The sequence below is a fragment of the Ruegeria sp. CE8 genome, from assembly GCF_056537465.1.
This window is the reverse complement of sequence record NZ_JBQFRP010000003.1, coordinates 508,608-534,488: the sequence shown is the minus strand read 5'-3', so window position 1 is coordinate 534,488 and position 25,881 is coordinate 508,608. Positions and strand designations below refer to the sequence as shown.

General features: G+C 56.9%; 24 protein-coding genes and 1 tRNA gene. 17 read left to right on the top strand and 8 right to left on the bottom strand.

The window, feature by feature from the left end:
* Positions 1–128: 128 nt before the first annotated feature.
* The 3 genes from guaB (at position 129) to ACR0AA_RS08320 (ending at position 5,224) form a co-directional block, all read left to right on the top strand.
* Positions 129–1,577, top strand: a complete 1,449-nt coding sequence (gene guaB, locus ACR0AA_RS08330) for an IMP dehydrogenase (protein ID WP_480661875.1) — start codon at positions 129–131, stop codon at positions 1,575–1,577.
* A gap of 90 nt (positions 1,578–1,667) precedes the next feature.
* Positions 1,668–2,825 (top strand): RsmB/NOP family class I SAM-dependent RNA methyltransferase, encoded by a 1,158-nt coding sequence (locus ACR0AA_RS08325; protein WP_480755829.1) that lies wholly within the window; start codon positions 1,668–1,670, stop codon positions 2,823–2,825.
* A 104-nt stretch (positions 2,826–2,929) separates the two neighbouring features.
* Positions 2,930–5,224, top strand: coding sequence for an ATP-binding protein (locus ACR0AA_RS08320; RefSeq protein ID WP_480755828.1), 2,295 nt, complete (start codon positions 2,930–2,932; stop codon positions 5,222–5,224).
* A gap of 4 nt (positions 5,225–5,228) precedes the next feature.
* Here ACR0AA_RS08320 and ACR0AA_RS08315 read toward each other — a convergent pair whose 3' ends face one another.
* Positions 5,229–5,822 (bottom strand): sulfotransferase family 2 domain-containing protein, encoded by a 594-nt coding sequence (locus ACR0AA_RS08315; protein ID WP_480661869.1) that lies wholly within the window; start codon positions 5,820–5,822, stop codon positions 5,229–5,231.
* Between the two features lie 192 nt (positions 5,823–6,014).
* Here ACR0AA_RS08315 and recA point away from each other — a divergent pair, with 192 nt between their 5' ends.
* The 4 genes from recA to ACR0AA_RS08295 all read left to right on the top strand — a co-directional run bounded on the left by recA (position 6,015) and on the right by ACR0AA_RS08295 (position 11,199).
* Positions 6,015–7,082: a recombinase RecA gene (gene recA / locus ACR0AA_RS08310; protein ID WP_480661867.1), complete on the top strand. Its 1,068-nt coding sequence runs from the start codon at positions 6,015–6,017 to the stop codon at positions 7,080–7,082.
* Positions 7,083–7,248: 166 nt separating this feature from the next.
* Entirely contained in the window at positions 7,249–9,918 is a 2,670-nt protein-coding gene (alaS, locus tag ACR0AA_RS08305; RefSeq protein ID WP_480661865.1) for an alanine--tRNA ligase, read from the top strand.
* 1 nt (position 9,919) lies between these two features.
* A complete protein-coding gene (locus ACR0AA_RS08300; protein ID WP_480661864.1) occupies positions 9,920–10,207 on the top strand; it encodes a DUF1330 domain-containing protein in 288 nt (95 codons plus the stop codon).
* 368 nt (positions 10,208–10,575) lie between these two features.
* Complete coding sequence (locus tag ACR0AA_RS08295; RefSeq protein ID WP_480661862.1) at positions 10,576–11,199, top strand: transglutaminase-like cysteine peptidase; 624 nt, start codon at positions 10,576–10,578, stop codon at positions 11,197–11,199.
* Positions 11,200–11,329: 130 nt separating this feature from the next.
* Here ACR0AA_RS08295 and ACR0AA_RS08290 read toward each other — a convergent pair whose 3' ends face one another.
* From ACR0AA_RS08290 to ACR0AA_RS08265, 6 genes are all read right to left on the bottom strand, one after another.
* The gene (locus tag ACR0AA_RS08290; RefSeq protein WP_480755827.1) at positions 11,330–12,088 is read right to left on the bottom strand and encodes a hypothetical protein; all 759 of its coding nucleotides are present in this window, start codon (positions 12,086–12,088) and stop codon (positions 11,330–11,332) included.
* Between the two features lie 436 nt (positions 12,089–12,524).
* Complete coding sequence (gene typA / locus ACR0AA_RS08285) at positions 12,525–14,342, bottom strand: translational GTPase TypA (protein WP_480661858.1); 1,818 nt, start codon at positions 14,340–14,342, stop codon at positions 12,525–12,527.
* A gap of 76 nt (positions 14,343–14,418) precedes the next feature.
* Positions 14,419–14,754: a DMT family transporter gene (locus ACR0AA_RS08280; protein ID WP_480661855.1), complete on the bottom strand. Its 336-nt coding sequence runs from the start codon at positions 14,752–14,754 to the stop codon at positions 14,419–14,421.
* A gap of 389 nt (positions 14,755–15,143) precedes the next feature.
* Entirely contained in the window at positions 15,144–16,301 is a 1,158-nt protein-coding gene (locus ACR0AA_RS08275; RefSeq protein ID WP_480755826.1) for an HD domain-containing protein, read from the bottom strand.
* On the bottom strand, positions 16,298–16,543 hold the full coding sequence (locus ACR0AA_RS08270) for a hypothetical protein (protein ID WP_480661851.1): 246 nt from the start codon (positions 16,541–16,543) through the stop codon (positions 16,298–16,300). Before ACR0AA_RS08270 ends, ACR0AA_RS08275 begins: the two co-directional genes overlap by 4 nt.
* Positions 16,543–17,196: an alpha/beta hydrolase gene (locus tag ACR0AA_RS08265; protein ID WP_209503893.1), complete on the bottom strand. Its 654-nt coding sequence runs from the start codon at positions 17,194–17,196 to the stop codon at positions 16,543–16,545. Before ACR0AA_RS08265 ends, ACR0AA_RS08270 begins: the two co-directional genes overlap by 1 nt.
* Positions 17,197–17,373: 177 nt before the next feature.
* On the opposite strand from ACR0AA_RS08265, the gene iscR reads away from it, so the two are divergent.
* From iscR to ACR0AA_RS08215, 10 genes are all read left to right on the top strand, one after another.
* Positions 17,374–17,832 (top strand): Fe-S cluster assembly transcriptional regulator IscR, encoded by a 459-nt coding sequence (gene iscR, locus ACR0AA_RS08260; protein WP_480661849.1) that lies wholly within the window; start codon positions 17,374–17,376, stop codon positions 17,830–17,832.
* Between the two features lie 51 nt (positions 17,833–17,883).
* Positions 17,884–18,927 carry a cysteine desulfurase family protein gene (locus ACR0AA_RS08255; RefSeq protein WP_480755825.1) on the top strand — a complete coding sequence of 348 codons (1,044 nt, stop codon included), beginning with the start codon at positions 17,884–17,886 and terminating at the stop codon, positions 18,925–18,927.
* Between the two features lie 18 nt (positions 18,928–18,945).
* Positions 18,946–20,466 carry a Fe-S cluster assembly protein SufB gene (gene sufB / locus ACR0AA_RS08250; protein ID WP_480661845.1) on the top strand — a complete coding sequence of 507 codons (1,521 nt, stop codon included), beginning with the start codon at positions 18,946–18,948 and terminating at the stop codon, positions 20,464–20,466.
* Positions 20,466–20,669, top strand: coding sequence for a hypothetical protein (locus ACR0AA_RS08245; RefSeq protein ID WP_480661843.1), 204 nt, complete (start codon positions 20,466–20,468; stop codon positions 20,667–20,669). Before sufB ends, ACR0AA_RS08245 begins: the two co-directional genes overlap by 1 nt.
* Positions 20,670–20,720: 51 nt before the next feature.
* Positions 20,721–21,476, top strand: a complete 756-nt coding sequence (gene sufC / locus ACR0AA_RS08240; protein ID WP_480755824.1) for a Fe-S cluster assembly ATPase SufC — start codon at positions 20,721–20,723, stop codon at positions 21,474–21,476.
* Positions 21,476–22,756 (top strand): SufB/SufD family protein, encoded by a 1,281-nt coding sequence (locus tag ACR0AA_RS08235; RefSeq protein ID WP_480661840.1) that lies wholly within the window; start codon positions 21,476–21,478, stop codon positions 22,754–22,756. Before sufC ends, ACR0AA_RS08235 begins: the two co-directional genes overlap by 1 nt.
* Positions 22,756–23,241, top strand: coding sequence for a YIP1 family protein (locus ACR0AA_RS08230; protein ID WP_480661838.1), 486 nt, complete (start codon positions 22,756–22,758; stop codon positions 23,239–23,241). Before ACR0AA_RS08235 ends, ACR0AA_RS08230 begins: the two co-directional genes overlap by 1 nt.
* Positions 23,238–23,804: a YIP1 family protein gene (locus tag ACR0AA_RS08225; protein ID WP_480661837.1), complete on the top strand. Its 567-nt coding sequence runs from the start codon at positions 23,238–23,240 to the stop codon at positions 23,802–23,804. The genes ACR0AA_RS08230 and ACR0AA_RS08225 overlap by 4 nt, the downstream gene beginning before the upstream one ends.
* A 12-nt stretch (positions 23,805–23,816) precedes the next feature.
* Entirely contained in the window at positions 23,817–25,037 is a 1,221-nt protein-coding gene (locus ACR0AA_RS08220) for a cysteine desulfurase (RefSeq protein ID WP_480661835.1), read from the top strand.
* 66 nt (positions 25,038–25,103) lie between these two features.
* Positions 25,104–25,180 (top strand) — tRNA-Arg (locus ACR0AA_RS08215).
* 240 nt (positions 25,181–25,420) lie between these two features.
* Here the strand turns inward: ACR0AA_RS08215 and ACR0AA_RS08210 are convergent.
* Positions 25,421–25,597, bottom strand: coding sequence for a hypothetical protein (locus ACR0AA_RS08210; RefSeq protein WP_480661833.1), 177 nt, complete (start codon positions 25,595–25,597; stop codon positions 25,421–25,423).
* Positions 25,598–25,881 lie beyond the last annotated feature (284 nt).

The window sequence follows — 25,881 nt, the reverse complement described above, 5'->3', positions numbered from 1 at the left end:
CGTCTTGCGTCGTTTTTTACCGTAGTATCGCTCTGCAGCGGGAAACTAGTTTAGGTCAGGGGCTTTTCCTCGGCTCAAATCCATGTAATAGGGTCACCGCCAAACGGGCTTTTGCATGGGGTTAGTAGATGCAGATTCGTGAGGCGCTTACCTTTGACGACGTACTCTTGGTTCCGGGGGCATCGACGGTGCTGCCTGCTACGGCGGATACGACGACGCGCGTGACGCGCGAGATCACCATGAACATCCCACTGCTCAGCTCGGCCATGGACACAGTGACCGAAGCGCGCATGGCCATCGCGATGGCACAGGCCGGTGGCATCGGTGTCATCCACAAGAACCTGACAGTCGAAGAGCAGGCACGCGAAGTACGGCGGGTGAAACGGTTTGAGTCTGGGATTGTTTACAACCCCGTAACCCTGCGCGCGGATCAGACGCTGGCGGATGCTCAGGCGCTCGTTCAGCGGTACAACTTCACTGGTTTCCCTGTAGTCGACGATGGCGGTCGTGTGGTTGGCATCGTGACCAACCGCGATATGCGTTTCGCCACTTCGGACGATACGCCGATCAAGGCGATGATGACGGCTGATAACCTGGCGATGCTGCAAGAACCTGCGGATCTGGAAGAAGCCAAGAGCCTTATGCGGGCCCGCCGGATCGAAAAGCTGTTGGTTGTTGATGGAAACGGCAAGCTGACCGGCCTGCTTACCTTGAAAGACACCGAACAAGCTGTGCTGAACCCAACCGCTTGTAAAGACCGGCTGGGCCGCCTGCGGGTGGCTGCCGCAACCTCGGTCGGTGATGCGGGATTTGAACGGTCTGAGCAATTGGTCGATTCCGGCGTTGATATCATCGTGGTGGACACGGCTCATGGTCACTCACAGGGCGTTCTGGATGCGGTGAAGCGGGCCAAGACGCTGTCGAACGAGGTTCAGATCATCGCGGGCAACGTAGCAACCGGTGAGGCCACCAAAGCGCTGATCGATGCGGGCGCGGATGCGATTAAGGTGGGCATCGGGCCCGGTTCGATCTGTACCACGCGGATGGTTGCCGGGGTTGGTGTGCCTCAGCTGACAGCGATCATGGACTGCGCGACGGCTGCCGGAGACGTTCCGGTGATTGCGGATGGTGGCATCAAATTCTCTGGTGACTTCGCGAAGGCAATCGCGGCCGGCGCGTCCTGTGCGATGGTCGGCTCGATGATCGCGGGCACGGATGAAAGCCCGGGCGAGGTGATCCTGTATCAGGGCCGTTCGTTCAAATCTTATCGCGGCATGGGCAGCCTCGGCGCTATGGCGCGCGGCTCGGCGGATCGCTATTTCCAGAAGGACGCAGCAAACGACAAGCTGGTTCCCGAAGGGATCGAAGGGCAGGTGCCTTATAAAGGCTCCGCCAGTGCGGTGGTGCACCAATTGGTCGGCGGTCTGCGTGCGGCGATGGGTTACACCGGCTGCGCGACGGTCGAAGAGATGCGGAAGAACTGCAATTTCGTGAAAATCACCGGTGCAGGGCTGAAAGAAAGTCATGTGCACGACGTTCAGATCACCCGCGAAAGCCCGAACTACCGGGTGATGTGACGCAACTGAGTTTGCAGCGCGGCGCCCCAACCAGGGCGCCGTTTCGCGTTTTTAGCCCTCGCGGGCCATTCAGTGAAATCGGAAAACTTCATGACCCCAGCAGCGCGTGTTCAGGCTTCGATTGAAATCCTCGACGATATCCTTGCGGGAGCACCGGTCGAGAAAGCCCTGACCGGATGGGCGCGTCGAAGCCGGTTTGCAGGGTCCAAGGACCGCGCGGCCGTTCGCGACCATGTGTTCGAAGCGCTGCGTTGCAAACGATCCTTTGCGGCATTGGGCGGTTCGTTGACCGGGCGCGGGATGATGATCGGCTCAATCCGCGCAACCGGTGACGACCCTGAAGGTTTGTTTTCCGGAGACAGACATGCTCCTTTAAAGATCGGCAGCGAAGAAGTTGGGCGCGATTTCACGTCAGATGCGGAACGATACGACATCCCCGACTGGCTCTGGCCGCGCTTTCAAGCCGCGCTTGGAGATCAGACGGTTGGGGCGGCCAAAGCTCTGCAAGGTCGGGCACCCGTCCATTTGCGAGCCAACCTTGCTAAAACCGACCGTTCCAGCGCGATGGCTGCCTTGGCAGAGGAAGGGATAACGGCTCAGGCACACCCGGCTTGCGACACCGCTTTGGAAGTCACTGAAGGTGCCCGAAAAATCTCTCAGGGTCTCGCGTATAAAGGAGGCTTGGTCGAATTGCAGGACGCGGCAAGTCAGGCAGTTGTCGAGGCGTTAGACTTACGACCGGGCCTGCGTGTGCTGGACTATTGTGCAGGCGGCGGCGGCAAGTCATTGGCGCTAGCGGCCCATTCGGGCGTTGAGGTCTTTGCCCATGATGTGAACACGGGGCGCATGCGGGATCTGCCTGCCAGGGCCAAACGCGCGGGTGTTCAGATCAGATGCCTGCAGCCCGATGAGGTCGCGCAACAAGCGCCCTTTGACGTGGTTTTGGTCGACGCGCCTTGTTCCGGCAGCGGTTCATGGCGGCGTGCCCCGGCGGGCAAGTGGGCGCTGACCGAGGAAAAGCTGGACGCACTGAATGTCATTCAGTCCGACATCCTGAGATCCGCGTCCAAGCTGATAACTCCGGATGGAGTGTTGGCCTATGCCACCTGTTCGATACTGGATGTGGAAAATGGCGACATCGTCGATGATTTCCGTGAAAAATATCCGGAATGGACCGAGACTTTTCGGAAGTCGTGGCTTGTAACACACGGTGCAGACGGCTTTTTCTCGGCACACTTGACGCGATAACGCGTCAATCATTAACAACTTTAGGTAGAGAGCGCCGTCGACTTTAAGAGGGCGTTAACCTAATTGGGGCTGAGTGTGACAAGGCCTTCCGCACCGAGTTGTTAATGTCTGAGACTGCAGAAATTTTTCCCGAGCCGACTTTCCGCAACACACCGGCGCTTGGCCGACTAATACCCTTGGTTGTCTTGGGTGCGCTGCTGAGCTTGATGCCGTTGACAGGCATGTTGCCGTCAGTCTGGACCACAGGATTTGTTGTCGCTGGGGCGTCCTTGTTGTGCGCCGGTTTACTTGTTGTACTTCGCGGCCAGATTTCGGATTGGTCAGCGCGCAGAACTGCTAGGGTTATGGCGGTTTTTGCCGAACAGGATCTGTTTCCCACAGTGATCGCAAATGCAAACGGGGACATTCTGACCGCAAATTCTCGGGCAAGGACGCGGTTTTACGCTTTTCCTGGCGTGCGTCTGGAGCAGTGCCTGAAATCGATGTTCGCGAACCCCGCTGCGATTTTGTTGCGCCTGCAATCCATCGCCGAGATCCACGAAAAAGCCCGCGAAGACATCGTAACCGTCGGTTCGACGGTTCCCATATCGGTATTCAGCGTCGGACATGACCTGTTCTGTTGGCGGTTTCACCTTGATGAGGAAGGGCAATGGGATGACGTCGCAATCCCCGTTCTGACTCTGGGTCGAAACGGTACAGTTTTGCGCGTGAATGGCGCGGCTGAGCACCTGTTGGGTTTCAGGCCGGACAATGTGAAACAGGTTTTTCCCGGAGACGTGCCAATGGCCGGAGAGGTTGTGCTGGCCGAAAAGTCTGAGGGGCAGGTTCCTGTTACCGTTTCCGAACTGTCGAATTCCGGAACCGTGCTTGATCTTCTTATCCTTCCGATGAGTTCTAAGGGCTCGCACCAAGGAGATGCACCCATTGTCGAATTGCCCGTGCCGGTAATGTGCCTGTCGCCCGACGGAGAGATTCTTGAAGCCAATCGAATGGCAACCAAGCTGATCGGAGAGATTCAGCCAGGTAAATCGAACGTGGTGCAAATCATGCACGGGCTTGGCTATCCAATATTGGAGTGGTTAGAGCGTACGGCTGCCGAGGAAGGCGAAGCGCAACGCTCAGAGTTTCTGCGCCTGACGCGACAGGACAAAGAGGTTTTTGTTCAGGTCACGCTGAGCCGTGTAACGAACAATGGGCGGGTGTATCTGATGGCCGTTCTGAACGACGCCACCGAACTTAAGACACTTGAGGCCCAGTTTGTGCAGGGGCAAAAAATGCAGGCTGTCGGGCAACTGGCGGGCGGCGTGGCGCATGACTTCAACAATCTTCTGACAGCGATTTCGGGGCATTGTGACCTGCTGCTTCTGCGGCACGATCAAAGCGATCCCAATTACGGCGATCTGGTTCAGATCAACCAGAACGCCAACCGGGCCGCAGCACTGGTCAGCCAGCTGCTGGCCTTCTCGCGCAAACAAACTTTGCAGCCCGAAGTGTTGGATCTACGCGACACGATCTCTGACCTGATACATTTGTTGAACCGGCTGGTGGGTGAGAAAATCCGTCTGACTTTGAGCCATGATCCGGTACTCAAACCCGTGCGTGCCGACAAAAGGCAGCTTGAGCAGGTCTTTATGAACCTTGTCGTGAACGCTCGGGATGCGATGCCCGAAGGTGGCGAGGTGCGTATCGAGACCGAGGTTGTGTCTTTGACCGAACCGCTTAGGCGGGATCGCGCGACAGTTCAGCCCGGTGAATACGTCACCGTGAAAGTGATCGACAGTGGCACAGGAATCCCGGCGGATAAGCTGCAAAAGGTGTTCGAACCGTTCTATACGACCAAACGAACCGGTGAAGGCACGGGTCTTGGTCTGTCGACTGTTTATGGAATCGTGAAGCAGACCGGCGGGTTTATATTCGTCGACAGTGTTCAGGGGCGGGGAACTGAGTTTACGGTGTATTTGCCTGTTTCCGCCGCACCGCAAAAGGTAAATCAGGATCACTCAATTATTCCGGAAAACCCCAGTGCGCGGCAAGGAGAGGGTGTGGTCTTGCTGGTCGAGGACGAAGCACCGGTCCGGGCATTCGCCACGCGGGCTTTGCGTTTGAAGGGATACACCGTGCTTGAGGCCGCCTCGGCTGAAGAGGCACTGCATCTGCTGGAAGACGGCTCCCTGATTGTGGACGCCTTTGTCACGGACGTGGTTATGCCCGGAATGGATGGCCCAACCTGGGTGCGCAAAGCGATGGAGACTCGCCCGGACGTGCGCGTGATCTTCATGTCAGGTTACACGGAAGGCGCATTCGGAGATTCCGGTCCGGAGATCGCGAACTCAACTTTCTTACCTAAGCCATTTTCGTTAACACAACTGACCGAAGCGGTTTTCCAGCAATTGAACTAACGCGTTAAAGCGCGGCGTCGTGGCAGGCAAACTCGTCTGCATGGTGTTTGCGGAACTTCCTTTCCGTTTCCTGCCGTAAGGATAATTCGCGAACAGGCGAAACATTCTCGCGCTGTAAAGTGATGTCCATGTTTAATCGATCCTGCAGAAAGTTCAGGATTTTGTCTTGGTTTTCGTATTTATAAACATGTGTCGCGCCGAATCCGTTGTTCCGTGTGCGAAAAAACTGGCTCTGACTGCCGACGTCCGCGAACTCCGGGCGGGGGTTTTGCATATAGGCCTGCACAAAGTCATCAAAGCTCAGATCGCGGGTTGAATGCGGGTGACCGATACGGTCGTCGCGGCTACGGTATTTGTACCAACTGCCCAGCCAGTCGATCGGTTCGCGAACAACGGCCATGATTTCCATCTCGGTGTCGTACATTTTGCGAAAAATGTTTTGGAAAAACCTGTCATAGCGGCGCACCGGTGCATGTTTCAGCTCGGGCGGGCCGGTAACGACAAAGTCCGCGCGATCGCTTAGGGCGGTGTGGTAAGCCGTGCTGCCTGTCTTGGGAACAGCCAGAAACGCAAGGCGTTCCTTATAGAAAACAAGCATTTAATCGCCTTTTATCGAGATGCTGGACAAGCGCAGATTGGCGTAAACCACTCTTTAACACAATTGCCCAACAGTAAGTATTGTAAGTTTTAGTTGAAATGTTCTCTTTTTGGTCTCATAAGGAACAAGAGGCGAACAAAGCAGCGATTGCCGCCCGATCAAGGGTGTGACAAAAGAGAAGGCGACAGGACAATGGCGGATCTTCTGACTATGAGCGACAAGAAAAACGCAGACAAGCAAAAGGCGCTCGACAGCGCGCTGGCGCAGATCGAACGGCAGTTCGGCAAGGGCTCGATCATGAAGCTGGGCGAGGACGCCAAGCAGGATATCGATGCAAGCTCGACCGGTTCACTGGGTCTAGACATCGCGCTTGGGATTGGCGGTCTGCCGATGGGTCGGATTGTTGAAATTTACGGGCCGGAAAGCTCTGGCAAGACCACACTGACGCTGCATTGCATTGCCGAACAGCAGAAACGTGGCGGTGTCTGTGCGTTCGTTGACGCGGAACACGCGCTTGACCCACAATATGCGCGCAAGCTGGGTGTAGACCTTGATGAGTTGTTGATTTCCCAGCCCGACACCGGCGAACAGGCACTTGAAATTACCGACACGCTGGTTCGTTCGGGTGCGGTGAACATGGTCGTGGTCGACTCGGTGGCGGCGCTAACGCCGAAATCGGAACTTGAGGGCGATATGGGCGACAGCAGCGTCGGTGTGCAGGCCCGTTTGATGAGCCAGGCGATGCGCAAGCTGACCGGCTCGATCAGCCGCTCGAATTGCATGGTGATCTTCATCAACCAGATTCGGATGAAGATCGGCGTTATGTTCGGCAGCCCGGAAACCACCACCGGTGGTAATGCGCTGAAGTTCTACAGCTCGGTCCGTCTGGATATCCGCCGGATTGGCGCGATCAAAGACCGGGATGAGGTGGTTGGTAACCAAACCCGTGTCAAAGTGGTCAAGAACAAGGTGGCCCCGCCCTTCAAGCAGGTCGAATTCGACATAATGTATGGCGAAGGGATCTCGAAAATGGGTGAACTGCTGGATCTCGGCGTTAAGGCCGGTGTGGTCGAAAAGTCGGGTTCATGGTTCAGCTATGGCGATGAACGGATCGGGCAGGGGCGTGAGAACGCCAAGCAATACCTGCGCGACAACAGCCGCGCCGCGCTTGAGATCGAAGACAAGATTCGCGCTGCCCACGGTTTGGAGTTTGACATGCCGCCCGGCGCGGCTGAAGAAGATGATATCCTTGAAGCATAATTGACGCCGAGGGGGTTAAGCATGCCCTAAGAAGCGGAATTGATGAAGACAAGGCGGTCCATTAGGGCCGCCTTGTTTCGTCTCGGACTACCTACGCTGTGGACACTCTTGAGGCACGGGGATAAACCGTTTTCGGAACAAATTGATTGTGCGCCGAGAGAGCCTTATGCCCACGCTGAACGATATCCGCTCAACCTTTCTGAATTATTTTGCCAAACAGGGGCATGAAGTGGTCGCGTCCAGCCCACTGGTGCCGCGCAATGACCCGACCCTGATGTTCGTGAACTCGGGCATGGTGCAATTCAAGAACCTCTTCACTGGTGTTGAAACCCGCGATTATCAACGGGCGACAACATCGCAAAAATGCGTGCGCGCCGGTGGCAAGCATAACGACCTCGATAATGTAGGTTATACCGCGCGACACCATACGTTCTTTGAAATGCTGGGCAACTTCTCGTTCGGTGATTACTTCAAACACGAAGCGATCCCGTTTGCCTGGGAACTGATCACCAAAGAATTCGGTATCGACAAGAACCGACTTCTGACCACCGTGTATCACACCGACGACGAGGCTTTTGAAATCTGGAAAAAAGTCGGCGTGCCAGAGGATCGGATCATCCGCATCGCCACCAGCGATAACTTCTGGCAGATGGGGCCGACCGGTCCGTGCGGTCCGTGCACCGAGATTTTCTATGACCACGGCGATCACATCTGGGGTGGCCCTCCGGGCTCGGCCGAGGAAGATGGCGACCGGTTCATTGAGATCTGGAACATCGTTTTCATGCAAAACGAACAGTTCGAAGATGGCTCGATGGTCGAGTTGGATATGCAGTCGATCGATACCGGCATGGGGCTGGAACGCATTGGCGCATTGCTGCAGGGCAGCCATGACAACTATGACACCGATCTTTTCAAAACGCTGATCGAGGCGTCGGCAGAGGCGACGGGTGTTGATCCTTACGGTGACCAGAACGTACACCACCGGGTGATCGCGGATCACCTGCGCTCGACGTCATTCCTGATTGCCGATGGTGTTATGCCCTCGAACGACGGGCGTGGTTATGTGCTGCGCCGGATCATGCGCCGCGCCATGCGCCACGCGCATCTATTAGGCGCGAAAGATCCGGTGATGCACCGTCTGGTGCCAACGCTGGTGCAGTTGATGGGTGCCCAGTATAGCGAATTGGGCCAAGCGCAGCCTCTGATCGAAGAGACGCTGCTGCTGGAAGAGACGCGTTTCAAGCAGACTTTGGATCGTGGTCTGAAGCTGCTGGATGACGAGGTCGCTGGTTTGGCCGAGGGTGCCGCGCTGCCAGGTGACGCCGCGTTCAAGCTGTATGACACTTATGGTTTCCCGCTGGACCTGACGCAGGACGCCCTGCGCGAAAAAGGCCGCACCGTAGATACCGATGGGTTTGATGCCGCTATGGCCGAGCAAAAAGCCAAAGCGCGTGCGGCCTGGGCCGGATCGGGCGAAGCAGCGGATCAGGCCGTTTGGTTTGACGTGTTGGACAGTGCCGGTGCGACAGATTTTCTTGGCTATGACACGGAAATGGCGGAAGGGCAGATCGCGGCTCTGGTCGTGGATGGAGTATTAGTCGACAAGATCGAAAAGGGCGGCTCTGGCTGGGTCGTTGTGAACCAGACCCCATTCTATGGTGAGGCCGGTGGTCAGGTCGGCGACACCGGCGAAATCCGACGTCTGGAAGAACGTGATGATGTGGCGCGTGTCGAGGACACCAAGAAGTTCGCGGATGGCAAGGTCTACGCTCATAAAGTCACCGTCGAACATGGCACTCTTTCCAAGGGTGACGCCGTGGAGCTTGAGGTTGACCACGCTCGACGCACAGGCATTCGGGCGAACCACTCAGCGACACACTTGCTGCATGAGGCGTTACGCGAAACTCTGGGCGATCATGTCGCGCAGCGCGGATCGCTGAACGCCGCTGACCGGTTGCGGTTTGACTTTAGCCACTCCAAGGCGTTGAGCCGTGAAGAGATTCAAAAGGTCGAACGTGACGTAAACGAGTTCATCCGCCAGAACTCGACCGTTGAGACGCGGATCATGACCCCTGATGATGCGCGAGAACTGGGCGCGCAGGCTTTGTTCGGCGAGAAATACGGCGACGAGGTTCGCGTCGTGTCCATGGGTAAAGCGCCCACAGGCAAAGGTCAGGATGGCGAAACTTGGTCGATCGAACTGTGCGGTGGTACACACGTTCGGCAAACAGGCGACATCGGCACCTTTGTGGTTCTGGGCGACAGTGCCAGCAGCGCTGGCGTGCGTCGGATCGAAGCCCTGACAGGTGATGAAGCCCTGCGCCATCTGTCCGATCAGGATCAACGCCTGAGTCAAATCGCGTCGGAACTGAAGGCGCAGCCGGACGATGTTGTCGGCCGCGTGAAGGCGCTGTTGGACGAACGTAAATCGCTGCAAAACGAAGTTGCACAATTGCGCCGCGATCTGGCCATGGCCGGTGGAGCCGGGCAGGGCGGTGGCGAAGCGCGGGATGTGAACGGAGTATCTTTCCTGGCGCAAGCGCTCAATGGTGTCTCGGGCAAGGACCTGCCCGCACTGATTGATGAGCACAAAAGCCGGTTGGGTTCGGGCGCTGTGCTGCTGATCGCGGATGCAGGCGGCAAGGCGGCAGTCGCGGCCGGTGTGACAGCCGACCTGACGGATAAGGTCTCTGCGGTTGATCTGGTCCGCGCAGCTGTTGCTGAACTCGGCGGAAAAGGCGGCGGCGGACGCCCGGATATGGCGCAAGGTGGCGGCAAGGATGCTTCGAACGCGGATGCGGCGATCAAGGCCGCTGAACAGGTATTGGGAGGATAAGATGGCAGCACTCTGGATTGCGCATGTCACGGTGAAGGATGCCGACGCATACGCGAAGTACGCCGAACTGGCCGGACCGGCGATTGCCAAACACGGTGGTGCGTTCATCGCGCGCGCTGCTCGGTACGTCCAATTGGAAGGCAAGGAGCGCCCACGTAACGTGATTGCCCGCTTTCCCTCGGTCGAGGCTGCTGTGGAGTGCTATAACTCGCCCGAGTATCAGCAAGCGCTGGACCACGCCCGGGAGGCAAGCGAACGCGAACTGGTGGTTGTGGAAATCGCCGAATAGAATCACTGATGGCTCTGACCGGCTCATTCTCAGCCGGTCGAGCGATCACATGCGCGGATTCCAGCCGAACAGCTCACATTTGTTGGGGGCTGAAATGTGGCACTTTTGCCTCGTCTGGATTTTTTTTTGATTCCAGCGCATTATTGGGACATCAAGCGAATCTTTGGAAGATTTTGCGCCTTGATTGTGGCGGTTTTCCCCTAATTCTTGCGCGAAATGGTCATATTAAGTTACGAAATTCCGCCTCTTTTCACCTGCAGGTTCGCCTCAGGTTGTACAAGCAGTACCGTATACCAGTACTTGGTAGTAAGTGAACGCGGTCCCGTTTGTCGGCAATCGGTTGAACAAACTGGGATCGAGGTACAGGCATGAAATCGGTGAATATCGGACTCAAAACTGCTCTCGGGCAGTTGGCTACATATTCAGGTCGGGCAGTCGGGATTGCTGCTTTGGTGTTCGGGGCAGCGTTCGCTGGCTCCGGGGTCGACGCGAGCGAGGGAAACTTCATTCGAGCACTCGCCTCGTCCCCTCCGCCATCCGGAGCCCAGCAATTGTGCCGCCAATATTCCTGGGCGTGTTCAAGCAAAGCCTCTGTACGAATGTCGTCCCAGCAGGAAATGCGGATCATTCAGCGGATCAACCGACAGGTTAACGCAACCACTCAAACGATTACGGATCAGTCTCAATATCGCACGCGTGAGCGGTGGGCTTTGCCGACCTCACGGGGGGGAGACTGCGAGGATTTTGCTCTTTTGAAGAAAAGGGATCTTATCAGAGCTGGAGTCGATCCAAGTAAGCTTCTGATTGCGACTGTACTGGACACGCGGCGGAACGCGCACGCTGTTTTGGTCTATCGGTCCGCGGGCGGGGATCTGGTGCTGGACAACCTGACCGACCGGATCAAACCATGGTCGGCCACGCGGTATCTGTTCCTCCGGATGCAAGATCCAAGAAAACCCAGTAATTGGGTTGGTGTGTACGGCAAAAGCTAAACTTCTTCTTTAGACTAACCCGGAATCCATGACGTGAAGAAAGGGGCGACGCTTGGCTCGCCCCTTTATTTTTTGGAAAGCGCTGCATTGGATATTTAGCGCTTTCATGGATTAGCTCACGCTATTGAGATCAGAGCGTGCCACCGCTGCCATCGCTGCCGCCGCCGCTGGCACCGCCGGCGCTGCCGCCGCCGCCATCGCTTCCGCCGCCACTGGCTCCACCTGTGTCGCCGCCGCTACCATCGCTGCCGCCGCCGCCGGAATCGCTGTTGCTGCCGCCGTTGCCGTCGCCGCTGTTCGAATTTCCGCCGTCATTGCTGCCGCCATTGCCGCTGCCGCTGTCGGAGTTTCCGCCGCCGTTGCTGCCGCCGTTTCCGTCGCCGCTGCTGGAGTTTCCTCCGCCGTTGCTGCCGCCGTTTCCATCGCCGCTACCGGAGTTTCCACCGTCGTTGCTGCCGCCGTTGCCGCTGCCGCTGCCGGAATCCGCTCCGCCATTGCTGCCGCCGCCGCCATTGCTACCACCGCCGTTACTTCCACCGGCACCACCGCCGCTGCCGCCGCTGCCATCGCTGCCGCCGCCGCCATTGCTGCCGCCGCCGCCATTGCTGCCGCCGCCGCCATTGCTGCCGCCGCCGCCATTGCTGCCGCCGCCGCCGTCGTTACCATTTCCGGCTTCACCACTGGTTCCAGAAACTCCTGCGCCACCACTGCTTCCACCCGAAGCGCCGCTGCCGCTGGCAGAATCTCTGTTGTCGTCATCGCTGGTCCGATTCCGCGTTACGGTCGCGGTTGGGATGTCTGTCAGGATAGCTGCAAACAGGGGACAGGACTCTGACGTGCGCGCCAGGATATCCTCGAAATCCGCGCGGCGCTGGATGTAACGCAGCATCCTTTTGTCGACGACTTTGCAACCACAAAGCGTTTCCGTTGAAACAGATTGCCGGGCTGTTTTGACGTTACAAACCTCAGATGCCTGAGCCGCGCTGGACGCCATGAATGGGAATGTCGCGGATACAAATACAATCGAATATAAACGGGACCTTACGCGCATAGCGCTACTCCTTCAAACTCGTTACCAAAACACTACAATGAAGTAATTGTGCCATAGTTTTGACAAAAATACATCCGTATATTGCCGCATTTTATCAAAGAGTGTCAGCAACAAAGATCGAGAAAATTGCAACCTATTGGTGAAACTATATGAAAAACAAAAGAAAAGCCCGCCAGCGTGACGGGCTTTTTCATTCCAAAAATAAGCTATTTGGAAACAAATATGTCACATTTGAGGCATTGTTTTCTATTTGTAAACAATGCCTCAAGCCGGGTCAGGCTGATTTTGCCATCCGTTTCCGCTCGTGAGGATCCAGGTAGCGCTTACGCAACCGAACGGCGTTTGGAGTGACCTCAACCAGTTCGTCATCGTCGATGTACGCGATTGCTTCTTCCAGCGAGAACTGGATAGGCGGCGTCAGACGTACCGCGTCATCAGACCCACTTGCGCGCACGTTGGTCAGCTTTTTGCCTTTCAGCGGATTTACCTCTAGATCGTTGTCACGAGAATGCTCGCCAATGACCATACCCTGATAGACGTCCGTCTGCGGGGAAACGAACATCCGGCCACGCTCTTCCAGGTTCCACAGAGCATACGCCACGGCCTGGCCGTTTTCCATCGAGATCAGAACGCCTGCACGACGACCCGGGATCGGCCCTTTGTGCGCTGCCCAACCGTGGAACACGCGGTTCAGAACGCCTGTGCCGCGGGTATCGGTCAGGAACTCGCCGTGATAACCGATCAAGCCGCGCGAGGGCACGTGAGCAATGATGCGGGTCTTGCCTGCACCAGCGGGGCGCATTTCGACCAGTTCGCCCTTGCGAGAGCCGGTGATCTTTTCGATCACAGCGCCCGAGTATTCATCGTCCACATCAATCGTGACCTCTTCGATGGGTTCCATACGCTGGCCATCTTCTTCGCGGAACAGAACCTGCGGGCGTGAGATGCTGAGCTCGAACCCTTCGCGGCGCATGTTCTCGATCAGAACGCCCATCTGCAGTTCGCCCCGTCCGGCAACCTCAAAGGCTTCGCCGCCAGGGGTGTCGGTGATGCGGATCGCGACGTTCGATTCGGCTTCTTTCATCAGGCGGTCACGGATAACACGCGACTGAACCTTTTTGCCGTCACGACCTGCCAAAGGAGAATCGTTAATGCCAAAGGTCACTGTGATGGTCGGCGGATCGATTGGCTGGGCGGGCAGGGCTTCTTCGACCTGCGGCGAGACCAACGAGTCGGCCACGGTTGCCTTGCTCATTCCAGCAATGGTGACGATGTCACCGGCTTCGGCTACGTCGATAGGCTGCTGGGCCAGACCACGGAAGGCCAGAATCTTCGATGCGCGGAAGTTTTCAATCAAAGTGCCATCGCGGCTCAGCGCCTTGAGGCTGTCGCCTGCTTTCAGAGTACCGCTTTCCACGCGGCCGGTCAGAATGCGACCGATGAACGGATCGCTGCCCAGTGTGGTGGCCAGCATGCGGAAAGGTTCGTCTTTCTTGTCGGCCTGCTTCGGTGCAGGGACGTGATCGACGATCAGGTCGAACAGCGCCGTCAGGTCCTTACGTGGGCCGTCCAGTTCCATGTCGGCCCAGCCCGAACGGCCCGAGGCGTACATCGCCGGGAAGTCCAGCTGGTTATCGTCAGCACCTAGGTTGGCGAACAGGTCGAAACACTCGTCCAGTGCGCGGTCGGGTTCGGCGTCAGGTTTGTCGACCTTGTTCAGTACCACGATCGGACGCAGCCCCAGCGCCAGCGCTTTCGAAGTCACAAACTTGGTTTGCGGCATCGGGCCTTCGGCGGCATCGACCAGCAGGACAACGCCGTCCACCATGCTGAGAATGCGTTCCACTTCACCACCGAAATCAGCGTGGCCGGGAGTGTCCACGATGTTGATGCGCGTGCCTTTCCATTCGACCGAGGTCGCCTTGGCCAGAATGGTGATGCCGCGCTCACGCTCCAGATCGTTGCTGTCCATGGCGCGTTCCGCCACGGCTTGATTTTCCCGGAACGCGCCGGATTGTTTGAGCAGCTCATCCACCAGGGTCGTCTTGCCGTGGTCCACGTGAGCGATGATTGCGATGTTGCGCAGGTCCATGAGAGGTCAGCCTTTGAACGGGAAGTTGTCGCGCGCATAGCGCGGCGCGACAAAATATACCAGCCCTAACCGGTCGTCAGTGGCCTGCAGTCTTGGAAAACAGGTGAATAATCAAAATTCCTGCCAAAATCATCGCAAGCCCGATCACCGCAGGCCAATCCAGTCGCTGCCCGAAAACAATGAAGCCGATGACCGCGATCAACACGATCCCCAATCCGGACCAGATGGCATAAACGATGCCAACAGGCATGTATTTCAGGGTCAGGCCTAAAAGGTAGAAGGCAACCCCATAGCCAATTACGACCAGCACAGAGGGCCAAAACCGGCTGAATTGCTGACTGGCCTGCAAAGCCGTGGTGCCAATCGTTTCGGCGAACACCGCCAGCAGAAGTATGAAATAAGCTTTTGGCACCGCAGGTCTCGATCAAGTTGCACAGTGCGTGGTTGAGCACGAAATCCTGTTTGTCGGCAAGGGGATTCGAGGCAACCGCCGTGGAATTCCCGGAAGGCAGTCTAGCGTTCCAATTACCCCTAAAGTCAGGATAACCATACTATTTCAAACGGAAAAACTCTGATAGATTTGCAGTGTTTTTAGTTTCTTTTTTATGAGTTTGTTATGACGAAATTTGCAAAATCCGTCATCGTTGCTTCGGCTTTAATCGTGGCGCTTGGGTGGCTTGCAGGCGGGGGGTCCGTCGACAAAAATGCAGCCAAATTTGTTGAGCGGTTAAACAGTATTCAAGTTTAGGCGCCTGCCGAAACGATGGAAAAAGGGGCATTCGTGTCCCTTTTTCTTTTGGGTCAATCGATGATGCTTTCCGAGAAGAATGCGCCTAATTGCGGTCGCAACCATGACCACAAATCCGGTGCACCCCGTTTGATTGGCGTTCCGACGCGTTGTTCAATCTGCGCGAAGGTCACATCGAAATCCACCCAAGACCCGCCACCGGTTGCCAGATTACCGATTGGTGTTTGAAATCGGTCAATCGCCTTGGCGAAACGGGCATCCGCAGATTCGGCGGCCTCGAATTCTTGCCACAGCGCCATAAAGTCCGCCTGAGGTGTCGTTGGAAGAAGGCCGAACAATCTATTTGCTGCGGCCAGTTCTTCGGCCTCTTGCGCGGCGTGGTCCACCGGCCCGTGGATGGGGTGATCTCCGGCGTCGATCTCGACGATGTCGTGCAGCAAAAGCATTTTCAGAGCCCGGTTCAATGAGACTCCGGGTTGCGCATATTCAGACAGTACCCAGGCAAACAACATGATGTGCCAGGAATGCTCAGCCGAGTTTTCGAACCGGTCGCCGGACAACAGGCGCGACGCACGGTAAACGGATTTCAGGTTGTCCGCTTCGGCCAGGAATGGAAGGCGTTCGGAAAACGTAGTTTCAGGCGCCGGGGCACCTTGCAGCATGACGCAGGCCAACGCGTGAGCCTCGGGAAACTCTGTGGCCAGATAAGCAGCACGCCCGCCGCTGAGATTGTCGCGTACAACGTCGATATGTTCAGGGTTGGGATTCGGCGCGCACAGGACCTGAAACATGGGTTGGCATCGGTCCAGGTACTTGGCGAATTTGGCGTCCGGGGTGGTGTCGGCCTCGAACTCTTCCCATAGGTCACGAAATTCTGATGTCTGATCATCCGGCAAAAGCCCGAACAACGCGTCAGCGGCAGCGCGTTCGGCACGTTCCACGGCCTGCCAGTCCGTTTCCAAATGGATGGGATGATCGCCGACGATGATTTCCACCAGATCGTGCAAGATCAGCATCTGGATCACTCGATCTATGCGCACGTCATCGCCAGCCAACGGCTCCATCACCAGCGCCCATAAGGCCAAGTGCCAGCTGTGTTCAGCGGCGTTCTCGTGGCGGGATTGGTTCAGTAGGGTGTTGGCGCGGTCGACTGACTTCAACCTGTCCGCGCGTTTCAGAAATTCGATTTGCGCGGACAGTCTTTCGGTCATTTCTTTTCAATCGCTTTCATTTTGGATCGGTGTTTGGTCAGCGTCTCGATGACAAACTTGCGCGCCTTGCGTTCGGCAAGGCGCACACGGATTTCGGTCAGAAACGCTTCTTCCAGCGTTTGGGAGGACGCGCCCAAAAGCTCGCCCACCTCAACAAAGAAGCGGTCGTTGCCCGTTTCATCCATCACTTTCATAGTGTCCTCGGCCAGTTTGGCTGCGAGGGTTGTGATGGTATTTGACATCAGCGCGTGTTCTCGGTCAGGCGACGCTTCACGTAGTCGCTGACATCGGTGATCAGCGTATCCATGTGACGTTCCTGGAAAAAGTGATCGGCACCCTCGACCTCGTTATGAGTTATGGTGATACCTTTTTGCTCGTGCAGCTTGTTGACCAGCGCAGTGGTATCCGCAGGCGGGGCCACACGGTCAGCCGAGCCGTTGATGATCAAGCCGGAAGACGGGCAGGGCGCCAAGAATGAGAAGTCATACATGTTGGCCGGAGGCGACACGCTGATAAAACCCGTAATCTCAGGGCGGCGCATCAGCAGCTGCATTCCGATCCATGCACCAAACGAGAAACCGGCAACCCAACAATGCTTGGAGTTGTTGTTCATCGACTGCAGGTAATCCAGCGCCGATGCGGCATCGCTCAACTCTCCGACGCCCTGATCGTATTCACCCTGGCTGCGGCCAACACCGCGGAAGTTAAAGCGCAACACGGTGAAGCCCATGTTGTAGAACGCATAGTGCAGATTATAGACCACCTTATTGTTCATGGTCCCGCCAAACTGTGGATGCGGGTGCAACACGATGGCGATCGGTGCGTCTTTTTCCTTTTGCGGGTGGTAGCGGCCTTCCAGGCGGCCTTCGGGTCCGGGAAAAATCACCTCGGGCATGTGTGCTTTGGTCCTGTCTTTTTCTTCTCGGTGCTACGATATACTTGACGATAATCGTAAGGCACCTTAGAACGGTTCTAATTGTGATGCTTTGCGCAGGGCGCTGCCCGTCGGAGATACGCACTGGCGGCGGCGGCGTCAATGTTTTCGCGTATAACCTGCCATGAGGGAAAGACAATGAAGCTTTCGACTAAGGGTCGTTACGCGATGGTCGCATTGGCCGATATCGCTCTGCAGCCGACAGACGATCTGGTGACGCTCAGCGAGATTTCCGAACGGCAGGATATCTCACTGCCTTACCTCGAGCAGTTGTTCGTAAAGCTGCGCAGGGCCGATCTTGTTGCATCTGTCCGTGGTCCGGGCGGCGGTTACCGTCTGGCGCGTCCGGCGTCCGAGATTCGCGTTGTCGAAATCTTGGGGGCGGTGGACGAAAACGTTGATGCGCTGCAGAAAGGTGCAGGTGCATCCGGTGCGTCTTCAGGAAGCAGGGCGCAGTCCTTGACAAACCGTCTGTGGGAAGGTCTCAGCGCGCATGTCTATGTGTTTCTGCACCAGACCCGCTTGTCTGACGTCATCAAGAACGACTTGGCTCCGTGCCCGGCTGTACCCAGCCTGTTTGCCGTGGTTGATGAGTGATCCGATGTCTTTCGTTGTTTGCCCGTTTTGCTTCAGGAAAAAGATGTATCTATGAAACGTGTTTACCTGGATCACAACGCAACGACCCCGCTGCGACCCGAGGCGCGCGACGCGATGGTTGCCGCGATGGAGCTGTGCGGTAATCCTTCTTCGGTCCATGCCGAAGGCCGCGCGGCCAAGGCTTTGGTCGAACGCGCCAGGACGCAGATTGCCGCGGCATTCGGGGCGGATGGAGCTGATATCGTTTTCACCTCTGGTTCGACGGAGGGTGCGGCTTTGGCTTTGGCTGGTCGCGATCTGCATGGTTCAGCTATTGAGCACGATGCGATCAGATCGTGGATCATCGAAGATTTACCGGCCTCTCAGTCCGGTCTTGTAGATGTGTCCAACCCCGAACAATCGACACTGCAACTGGCAAACTCCGAGACTGGAGTGGTCCAGACGTTGCCCAACGGCTTGGCCGTCACGGATGCGACTCAGGCGTTTGGCAAATTGCCGGTGGCTTTTAACTGGATGGGTGCCCAAATGGCGTTGATTTCGGCGCATAAATTGGGCGGGCCAAAAGGTATTGGTGCTGTCGTGATGAAACGTGGCACGGATCTGCCTGCATTGATCAAGGGTGGCGGTCAGGAGATGGGCCGACGCTCGGGCACGGAAAATGTCATTGGAATCGCGGGCTTTGGGGCCGCAGCTGAGGCTGCCGCGCGTGATCTTTCCAACGGCGTTTGGGAACAGGTTCGTGAATTTAGAAATATTCTAGAAAATGCCCTTGAGGCTGGTTCTAAATCTACTATTTTTGTCGGGAAAGGTCAGGGCCGCCTGCCAAATACCTCATGTTTCGCAACCCCCGGCTGGAAGGGCGAAACACAGGTCATGCAGATGGATTTGGCGGGTTTCGCTGTAAGTGCAGGCTCTGCCTGTTCCAGCGGGAAGGTCCGGGCCAGCGCGGTATTGACCGCCATGGGATATGATGAGGTGACAGCAGCCAGCGCGATCCGCGTTTCTCTGGGTCCTCAGACGACCGAAGAAGATGTGCTGCGTTTCGCCGAGACGTGGCTTGAAAAAGAAAAGAAGCATCGCGCGCGCGCCGCGTGATCTGACGGAGGGTGTCATATGGCCGCTTTGGACCAGACCCAGGTAAAAGAGGGTGTCGATCAGGAAACCGTGGATGCGGTACGCGAGGTCGGAACCTACAAATACGGATGGGATACCGATATCGAGATGGAGTACGCCCCCAAGGGCGTGAACCCGGATATCGTTCGCTTGATCTCGGAAAAGAATGAAGAGCCGGAGTGGATGACTGAATGGCGTCTGGCCGCGTTCGAACGCTGGACCAAGATGGACGAACCGAACTGGGCCATGGTCCACTATCCCAAGATCGACTTTCAAGACCAGTATTACTATGCCCGTCCCAAGTCGATGGAAGAGAAGCCTAAGTCGCTGGACGAGGTCGACCCCAAGCTGCTGGCCACTTACGAAAAGCTGGGTATCCCGCTGAAAGAACAGATGATTCTGGCTGGCGTTGAAGGGGCCGAGGATATGCCCGCCGAGGGCCGCAAGGTCGCCGTAGACGCGGTGTTTGACTCTGTGTCCGTGGGAACGACCTTCCAGGACGAACTGGCAAAACACGGCGTGATCTTCTGTTCCATTTCAGAGGCGATCAAAGAGCATCCCGAACTGGTCAAGAAGTATCTTGGTTCCGTGGTTCCGGTTTCAGACAACTTCTACGCCACGCTGAACTCGGCCGTGTTTTCGGATGGTTCGTTCGTTTACATCCCGCCGGGCGTGCGCTGCCCGATGGAGCTGAGCACCTATTTCCGCATCAACGCGGAAAATACAGGTCAGTTCGAACGTACGCTGATCATCGCGGACAAAGGGTCTTACGTCTCTTATCTGGAAGGTTGTACCGCGCCCCAGCGTGACACAGCGCAGCTGCACGCAGCCGTTGTCGAGATCATCATCGAAGAAGATGCCGAGGTGAAGTACTCGACCGTTCAGAACTGGTTCCCAGGTGACGAGAACGGTAAGGGCGGAATCTACAACTTTGTGACCAAGCGTGCCGATTGCCGTGGCGACCGGTCCAAGGTGATGTGGACACAGGTTGAAACCGGATCGGCGGTGACGTGGAAATATCCGTCCTGCATCCTGCGCGGCGATGAAAGCCAGGGCGAGTTCTATTCGATCGCGATCACCAACAACTATCAGCAGGCCGATACCGGCACTAAGATGGTTCATTTGGGCAAGAACACCAAGTCGCGCATAGTCTCCAAAGGGATCAGCGCGGGTAAGGCTCAGAACACCTATCGCGGGCTGGTCTCGATGCACCCCAAGGCTAAGGACAGCCGCAACTATACTCAGTGCGACAGCTTGCTGATCGGTGATAAATGCGGGGCCCATACGGTTCCATATATCGAGGTCCGCAACAATTCCTCGCGCGTCGAGCATGAGGCGACAACCTCCAAAGTGGATGAAGATCAGCTGTTCTACTGCCGCCAGCGTGGCATGGACGAGGAAGAAGCCGTGGCACTTGTGGTCAACGGGTTCTGCAAGGACGTCCTGCAGGCGCTGCCAATGGAATTCGCGATGGAAGCGCAGCAGCTGGTTGCAATCTCATTGGAAGGCTCGGTTGGCTGATGGCGCGTAAGCCTGGTAAGTCCATCCGTAAGGATGATGTGTTGACCCTTGTGGGTTACGTGCTCCCGGTTTTGGGCGGGTTGCTGGGCGTTGCCTACGTCAACACCAACCATATGGAATTCATCAACCCAGTCTGGGCTGTAGGTGGTGGAGCGATCCTTGGATGGGTTGCGGCACGCATCATGCGTCGGATTCTGGGATAGACATAGACCGGGGCTATCGGACGCCCCTTGCGTTACGCAAAAGGACAAAAAATGCTGGAAATCAAAAACCTGCACGTGAAACTTGAGGAAGAAGAAAAGCAAATCCTCAAAGGCGTCGACCTGACCGTCGAGGCAGGCAAGGTGCACGCGATCATGGGCCCGAACGGTTCGGGCAAGTCAACCCTCAGCTATGTGTTGTCGGGCCGCGACGGGTATGAAGTGACCGAAGGCTCGGCCACTTTGGACGGCGAGGATCTGTTGGAAATGGAACCGGAAGAGCGCGCTGCTGCCGGTGTCTTCCTTGCATTCCAGTACCCGGTCGAAATTCCGGGTGTTGGTAACATGACCTTCCTGCGTACCGCCGTGAATGCCCAGCGAAAGGCGCGCGGTGAGGAGGAACTGTCGGCCGCCGACTTCCTGAAGCTGGTTCGCGCCAAGGCAAAATCGCTGAAGATCGACGCGGATATGCTCAAGCGGCCGGTGAATGTTGGCTTTTCGGGTGGTGAGAAGAAGCGGAACGAAATCCTGCAGATGGCAATGCTGGAACCCAAGATGTGCATCCTGGACGAAACGGACTCGGGTCTGGACGTCGATGCGATGAAGCTGGTGGCCGAAGGCGTGAACGCGTTGCGAGACGAAGGCCGTGGCTTTCTGGTGATCACCCACTATCAGCGTCTGCTGGACCACATCAAACCCGATGTTGTGCACATCATGGCAGATGGTCGGATCGTGAAAACCGGTGGTCCCGATCTGGCGCTGGAAGTTGAAAGCAATGGTTATGCCGACATTCTGGCCGAGGTGAACTGATGGCGCTGCCCGAAGTTAAACAAACCGCGACCGAGGCGCGGCTGGCCGCGCTAACTATGCCCGACGCCGGTTGCACCCGCGCCGCGCGCGAAGATGCGCTGGCCCGAGTGCTGGAGATGGGTCTGCCGGGTCGGCGCGACGAGTATTGGAAATACACGCGCCCGGACACGCTGATCTCGCCCGAAGCGCCACGTGCTGCGCTGTTCCATTCGGATGAGCCGCTGCTGTTCGGCAATCTCGACCGTCTGAAGATCGTCTTTATCGATGGCGTGTTCAGCCCCGAGGAATCGGACGATCTGGAACTGGAAGGCGTCAAAGTCGAACGTATCGAAGATATCTGCTGCAAGGATATCCATTGGGCCAAAGAGTTGTACGGCGTTCTTGAAGCGCGCGGGCAGTCTCCGGTTCAACGGCCACTGGCGGCTTTGAACACGGCGTTTGCGGCAGACGGGGTTGCGATCCATGTGACTGGTAAACCGTCCAAGCCGATCAGTCTGATCTATCGCCATGCGTCGGAAACCTCTGACGCCATGCTGCACCATATCGTTCGTGTAGAAAGCGGTGCTGAGGTGACGATCCTCGAAAACGGTCCGGCAGCATCGCGTTTCAATAAGTGCATGGAGATCGACATCGCTGACGGCGGTATGCTGCATCATGTGCGCGCGCAGGGTAGGGATCACGAGCGTCGTGCGGCCACGCACATGTTCACCCGCCTCGGTCAGAAATCGGTCTACAAGTCCTTCACGTTGACGGTGAATGGCATTCTGACTCGCAATGAGCAGGTGATTGAACTGACCGGCGACGATGCGGTTGCCCATGTGGCGGGCGCATGCGTCGGCGACGGTGAATTCCACCACGATGACACGGTATTCATCACGCATGATGCGGTGAACTGTGAAAGCCGACAGGTCTTCAAGAAGGTTCTGCGCAATGGCGCGACCGGCGTGTTCCAGGGCAAGATCCTGGTCAAGGAAGGCGCTCAGAAGACCGACGGTTACCAGATCAGCCAATCATTGCTGCTGGATGACGATAGCCAGTTCCTCGCGAAGCCCGAGCTTGAAATCTACGCCGACGATGTCGCCTGTTCACACGGTTCGACCTCGGGCGCGATTGACGAGACGGCGCTGTTCTACCTGCGCTCGCGCGGTGTTCCGATGAAGGACGCCACCAACATGCTGACGCTGGCGTTTCTGGCCGAAGCAGTTGACGAGATCGAGGACGCAGCGCTGGCCGAGGCCATCGTGGACCGCCTTGAAGGCTGGTTGTCGCGGCACATCTGATGCCTTTGACGTCAGATATCGTGGCCACCTATCGGGGGCCGGGACAGGTCGTGCGCCGCTTGCTTGACCTAGGCCCGCGCGAGGACAGGGCGTTGGTGTTTGTCATGGCTTTCTGTGTCGTGGCCTTCATCGCGCAACTGCCTGGCCTGGCGCGGCGCGCACATTTTGAAGGCGTGGAACTGAATGCACTGATGGGTGCAAGTTTGTTCGGAACGGTCTTTATCCTGCCCCTGTTCTTCTACTTGCTTGCCTTTGTCTCTTATGGGGCGGCGCGGCTGGTAGGAGGGCGCGGTACGTCTTACGGTGCGCGACTGGCCTTGTTCTGGGCGCTGCTGTCATCAACACCGGTGTTGCTGTTGCATGGCCTTGTCGCAGGATTTATTGGGCCCGGCCCAGCCTTGACAGTCGTAGGAGCCGTCTGGTTTTTTCTTTTTCTCTGGTTCTGGATAGCAGGCCTCAGACAAGCGCAGAGGCATCTGGAATGAACCCCGCTGGCATCGTCGAACTTGCGATAATGACCCTGACCAACCCCGCACAAGCAGCGCGGAGATTGCTGGACATGCGCCCGGGACGTGAGGTTTTGTGGCTGGCTTTTTCTTTGGCTGTTGTGCTGAACGGGCTTGTCCAGCTTGGCATCGATCAGCTTATCCCTCTGCCGGAAGGTGAGGTTGCCCCGGTTCCGCAGCCTATCTTTCTAAGCCTGCTCCGTTCCGCAGGGGCCATGATGCTGAGCGTTGCGGCCTTTTTGTTTGTTGGGCGGCTGCTCGGTGGTCGCGCGACATTTGACGATATTCTGACGTTGACGGTCTGGCTGCAGTTCCTGCAGATCGCCGCGCTGTTGATTACATTGATCATCATGATCGCGCTGCCGTTCCTGATGCTGATGTTTTTACTCGCCACAGCGCTGATCAGCCTTTACGTCACGCTCCATTTCCTGAATGAAGCGCACCAGTTCGGTTCGCTTGCAAAGTCCTTCGGGGTCATAGTGTTGTCTGCCTTGATTGCAGTGCCCTTTGTCCTCGTTCTAACGCCCGGCGGCCCTGTATAGGGAAAGAAGACCATGTATGATGTTCAGAAAATTCGCTCTGACTTTCCGATCCTTTCACGGGAAGTGAACGGGAAACCGCTGACCTATCTGGACAACGGTGCTTCGGCGCAAAAGCCGCAGGTCGTCATCGATGCTGTGACGCGGGCCTATGCCGAGGAATACTCGAACGTTCACCGTGGTCTGCATTTCCTGTCGAATCTTGCGACCGAGAAATACGAGGCCGTTCGCGGCACCATCGCGCGTTTTCTGGGGGCGGCCAACGAGAATGAGATCGTACTGAACTCGGGCACGACCGAGGGAATCAATCTTGTCGCTTACGGTTGGGCCATGCCGCGCCTGCAGGCCGGGGACGAGATCGTGCTGAGCGTGATGGAGCACCACGCCAATATCGTTCCGTGGCATTTCCTGCGCGAACGGCAGGGCGTTGTCTTGAAATGGGTCGATGTGGACGCCGACGGTGGTCTGGACCCGCAGGCCGTAATCGATGCGATTGGCCCGAAAACCAAGTTGGTCGCCGTGACACAGTGCTCGAACGTTCTGGGCACTGTGGTTGATGTCAAAGCCATCTCCGAAGGCGCGCATGCCAAGGGCGTTCCGGTGCTGGTCGACGGTAGCCAGGGTGCGGTGCATATGCCCGTGAATGTGCAGGATATCGGATGTGACTTCTACGCGATCACCGGGCATAAACTCTACGGTCCGTCTGGTTCGGGCGCGATCTACATCAAATCCGAGCGTATGGCCGAAATGCGCCCCTTTATTGGCGGCGGCGACATGATCAAAGAGGTCAGCAAGGATCAGGTGATCTACAACGACCCGCCAATGAAGTTCGAGGCCGGTACACCGGGCATCGTTCAAACCATCGGCCTTGGTGCTGCCTTGGATTACATGATGAATCTGGGGATGGAGAATATTGCCGCGCATGAGGCGGGCCTGCGCGATTATGCGATGCAGAAGCTGACGGGTCTGAACTGGGTGCAGGTTCAGGGTACGCGCCCTGACAAGGCCGCGATCTTCAGCTTTACGCTGGATGGGGCGGGACACGCGCATGATGTCTCGACGATTCTGGACAAGAAAGGCGTCGCTGTCCGTGCCGGTCACCACTGCGCCGGCCCGCTGATGGATTTCTACGGCGTGACTGCGACCTGTCGCGCAAGCTTTGGTCTGTACAACACCACGGACGAGGTCGATACCCTGATCGACGCGCTGGAACTGGCGCATGACTTGTTTGCGTGAAACCGGGTTAGCAGCTGTCGATTTCCAGTTGCACCCGGTTCGGAACAAGGTTAGCTAACGGCCAAGGCACCTGTAGCTCAGCTGGATAGAGCGCTGCCCTCCGAAGGCAGAGGCCAGAGGTTCGAATCCTCTCAGGTGCGCCATTCTCTTATTTTAAGTTCTGACAAAACGGTTAGGCAGTGAGCTTCGTTGCATGCTGTTTTTGACACTGATTTGGGGCCGCTGGAATCTAGTGTTTGGCGTTGCCTGGTGGCGCAAGTAAGGACGTTCGCTAGAGCTGCAACATAGAGGGATTTTTTAAACCGGCTTAGGTGCGGCTCATTCTTCACGCGAAGTAGCCATGCCATTTGCAATACTGGCGCCTCGCAGGGATGGGGCTGAAATCACGTAAAAACCAGTGGCAAATAGGCGGCCACCCCAGCGACAAGTGCGAAGACAACAACGGGTGGCTTGTCGTCGCTATCCTTGATTTGATGTCGGAACTCCCCGGCTTGGCACCCAAGTTTCTGCGCCGCGGCCAGAAGGAAAAAGGCAATGACATCAATGATTGTCGTGATCATAGGTTTACTCTTTTGATATCCAATTTGATCGTAACCCTGACAGGTTGGAAGGCGCTTGGAGTGAGCAGCCGAACCTTTTTGCTTTTGGTGTCTGCCACGTAGGGAGGTAAGACTTGGGCGTCGCCGTAGTGTCCGCAGGTGATCCGCCCCACTGTCCTTGATACGAAGGCGGAAGTTACCGGTATTGGCGGAGCCCAGCGGCGTGGTAGCTGATCAACCGGACGGAAGAGTGTTGTCGCAGTAATTGAGCGCGTTCGCAGCTCGTCCCGGGTTAACCTGTATCA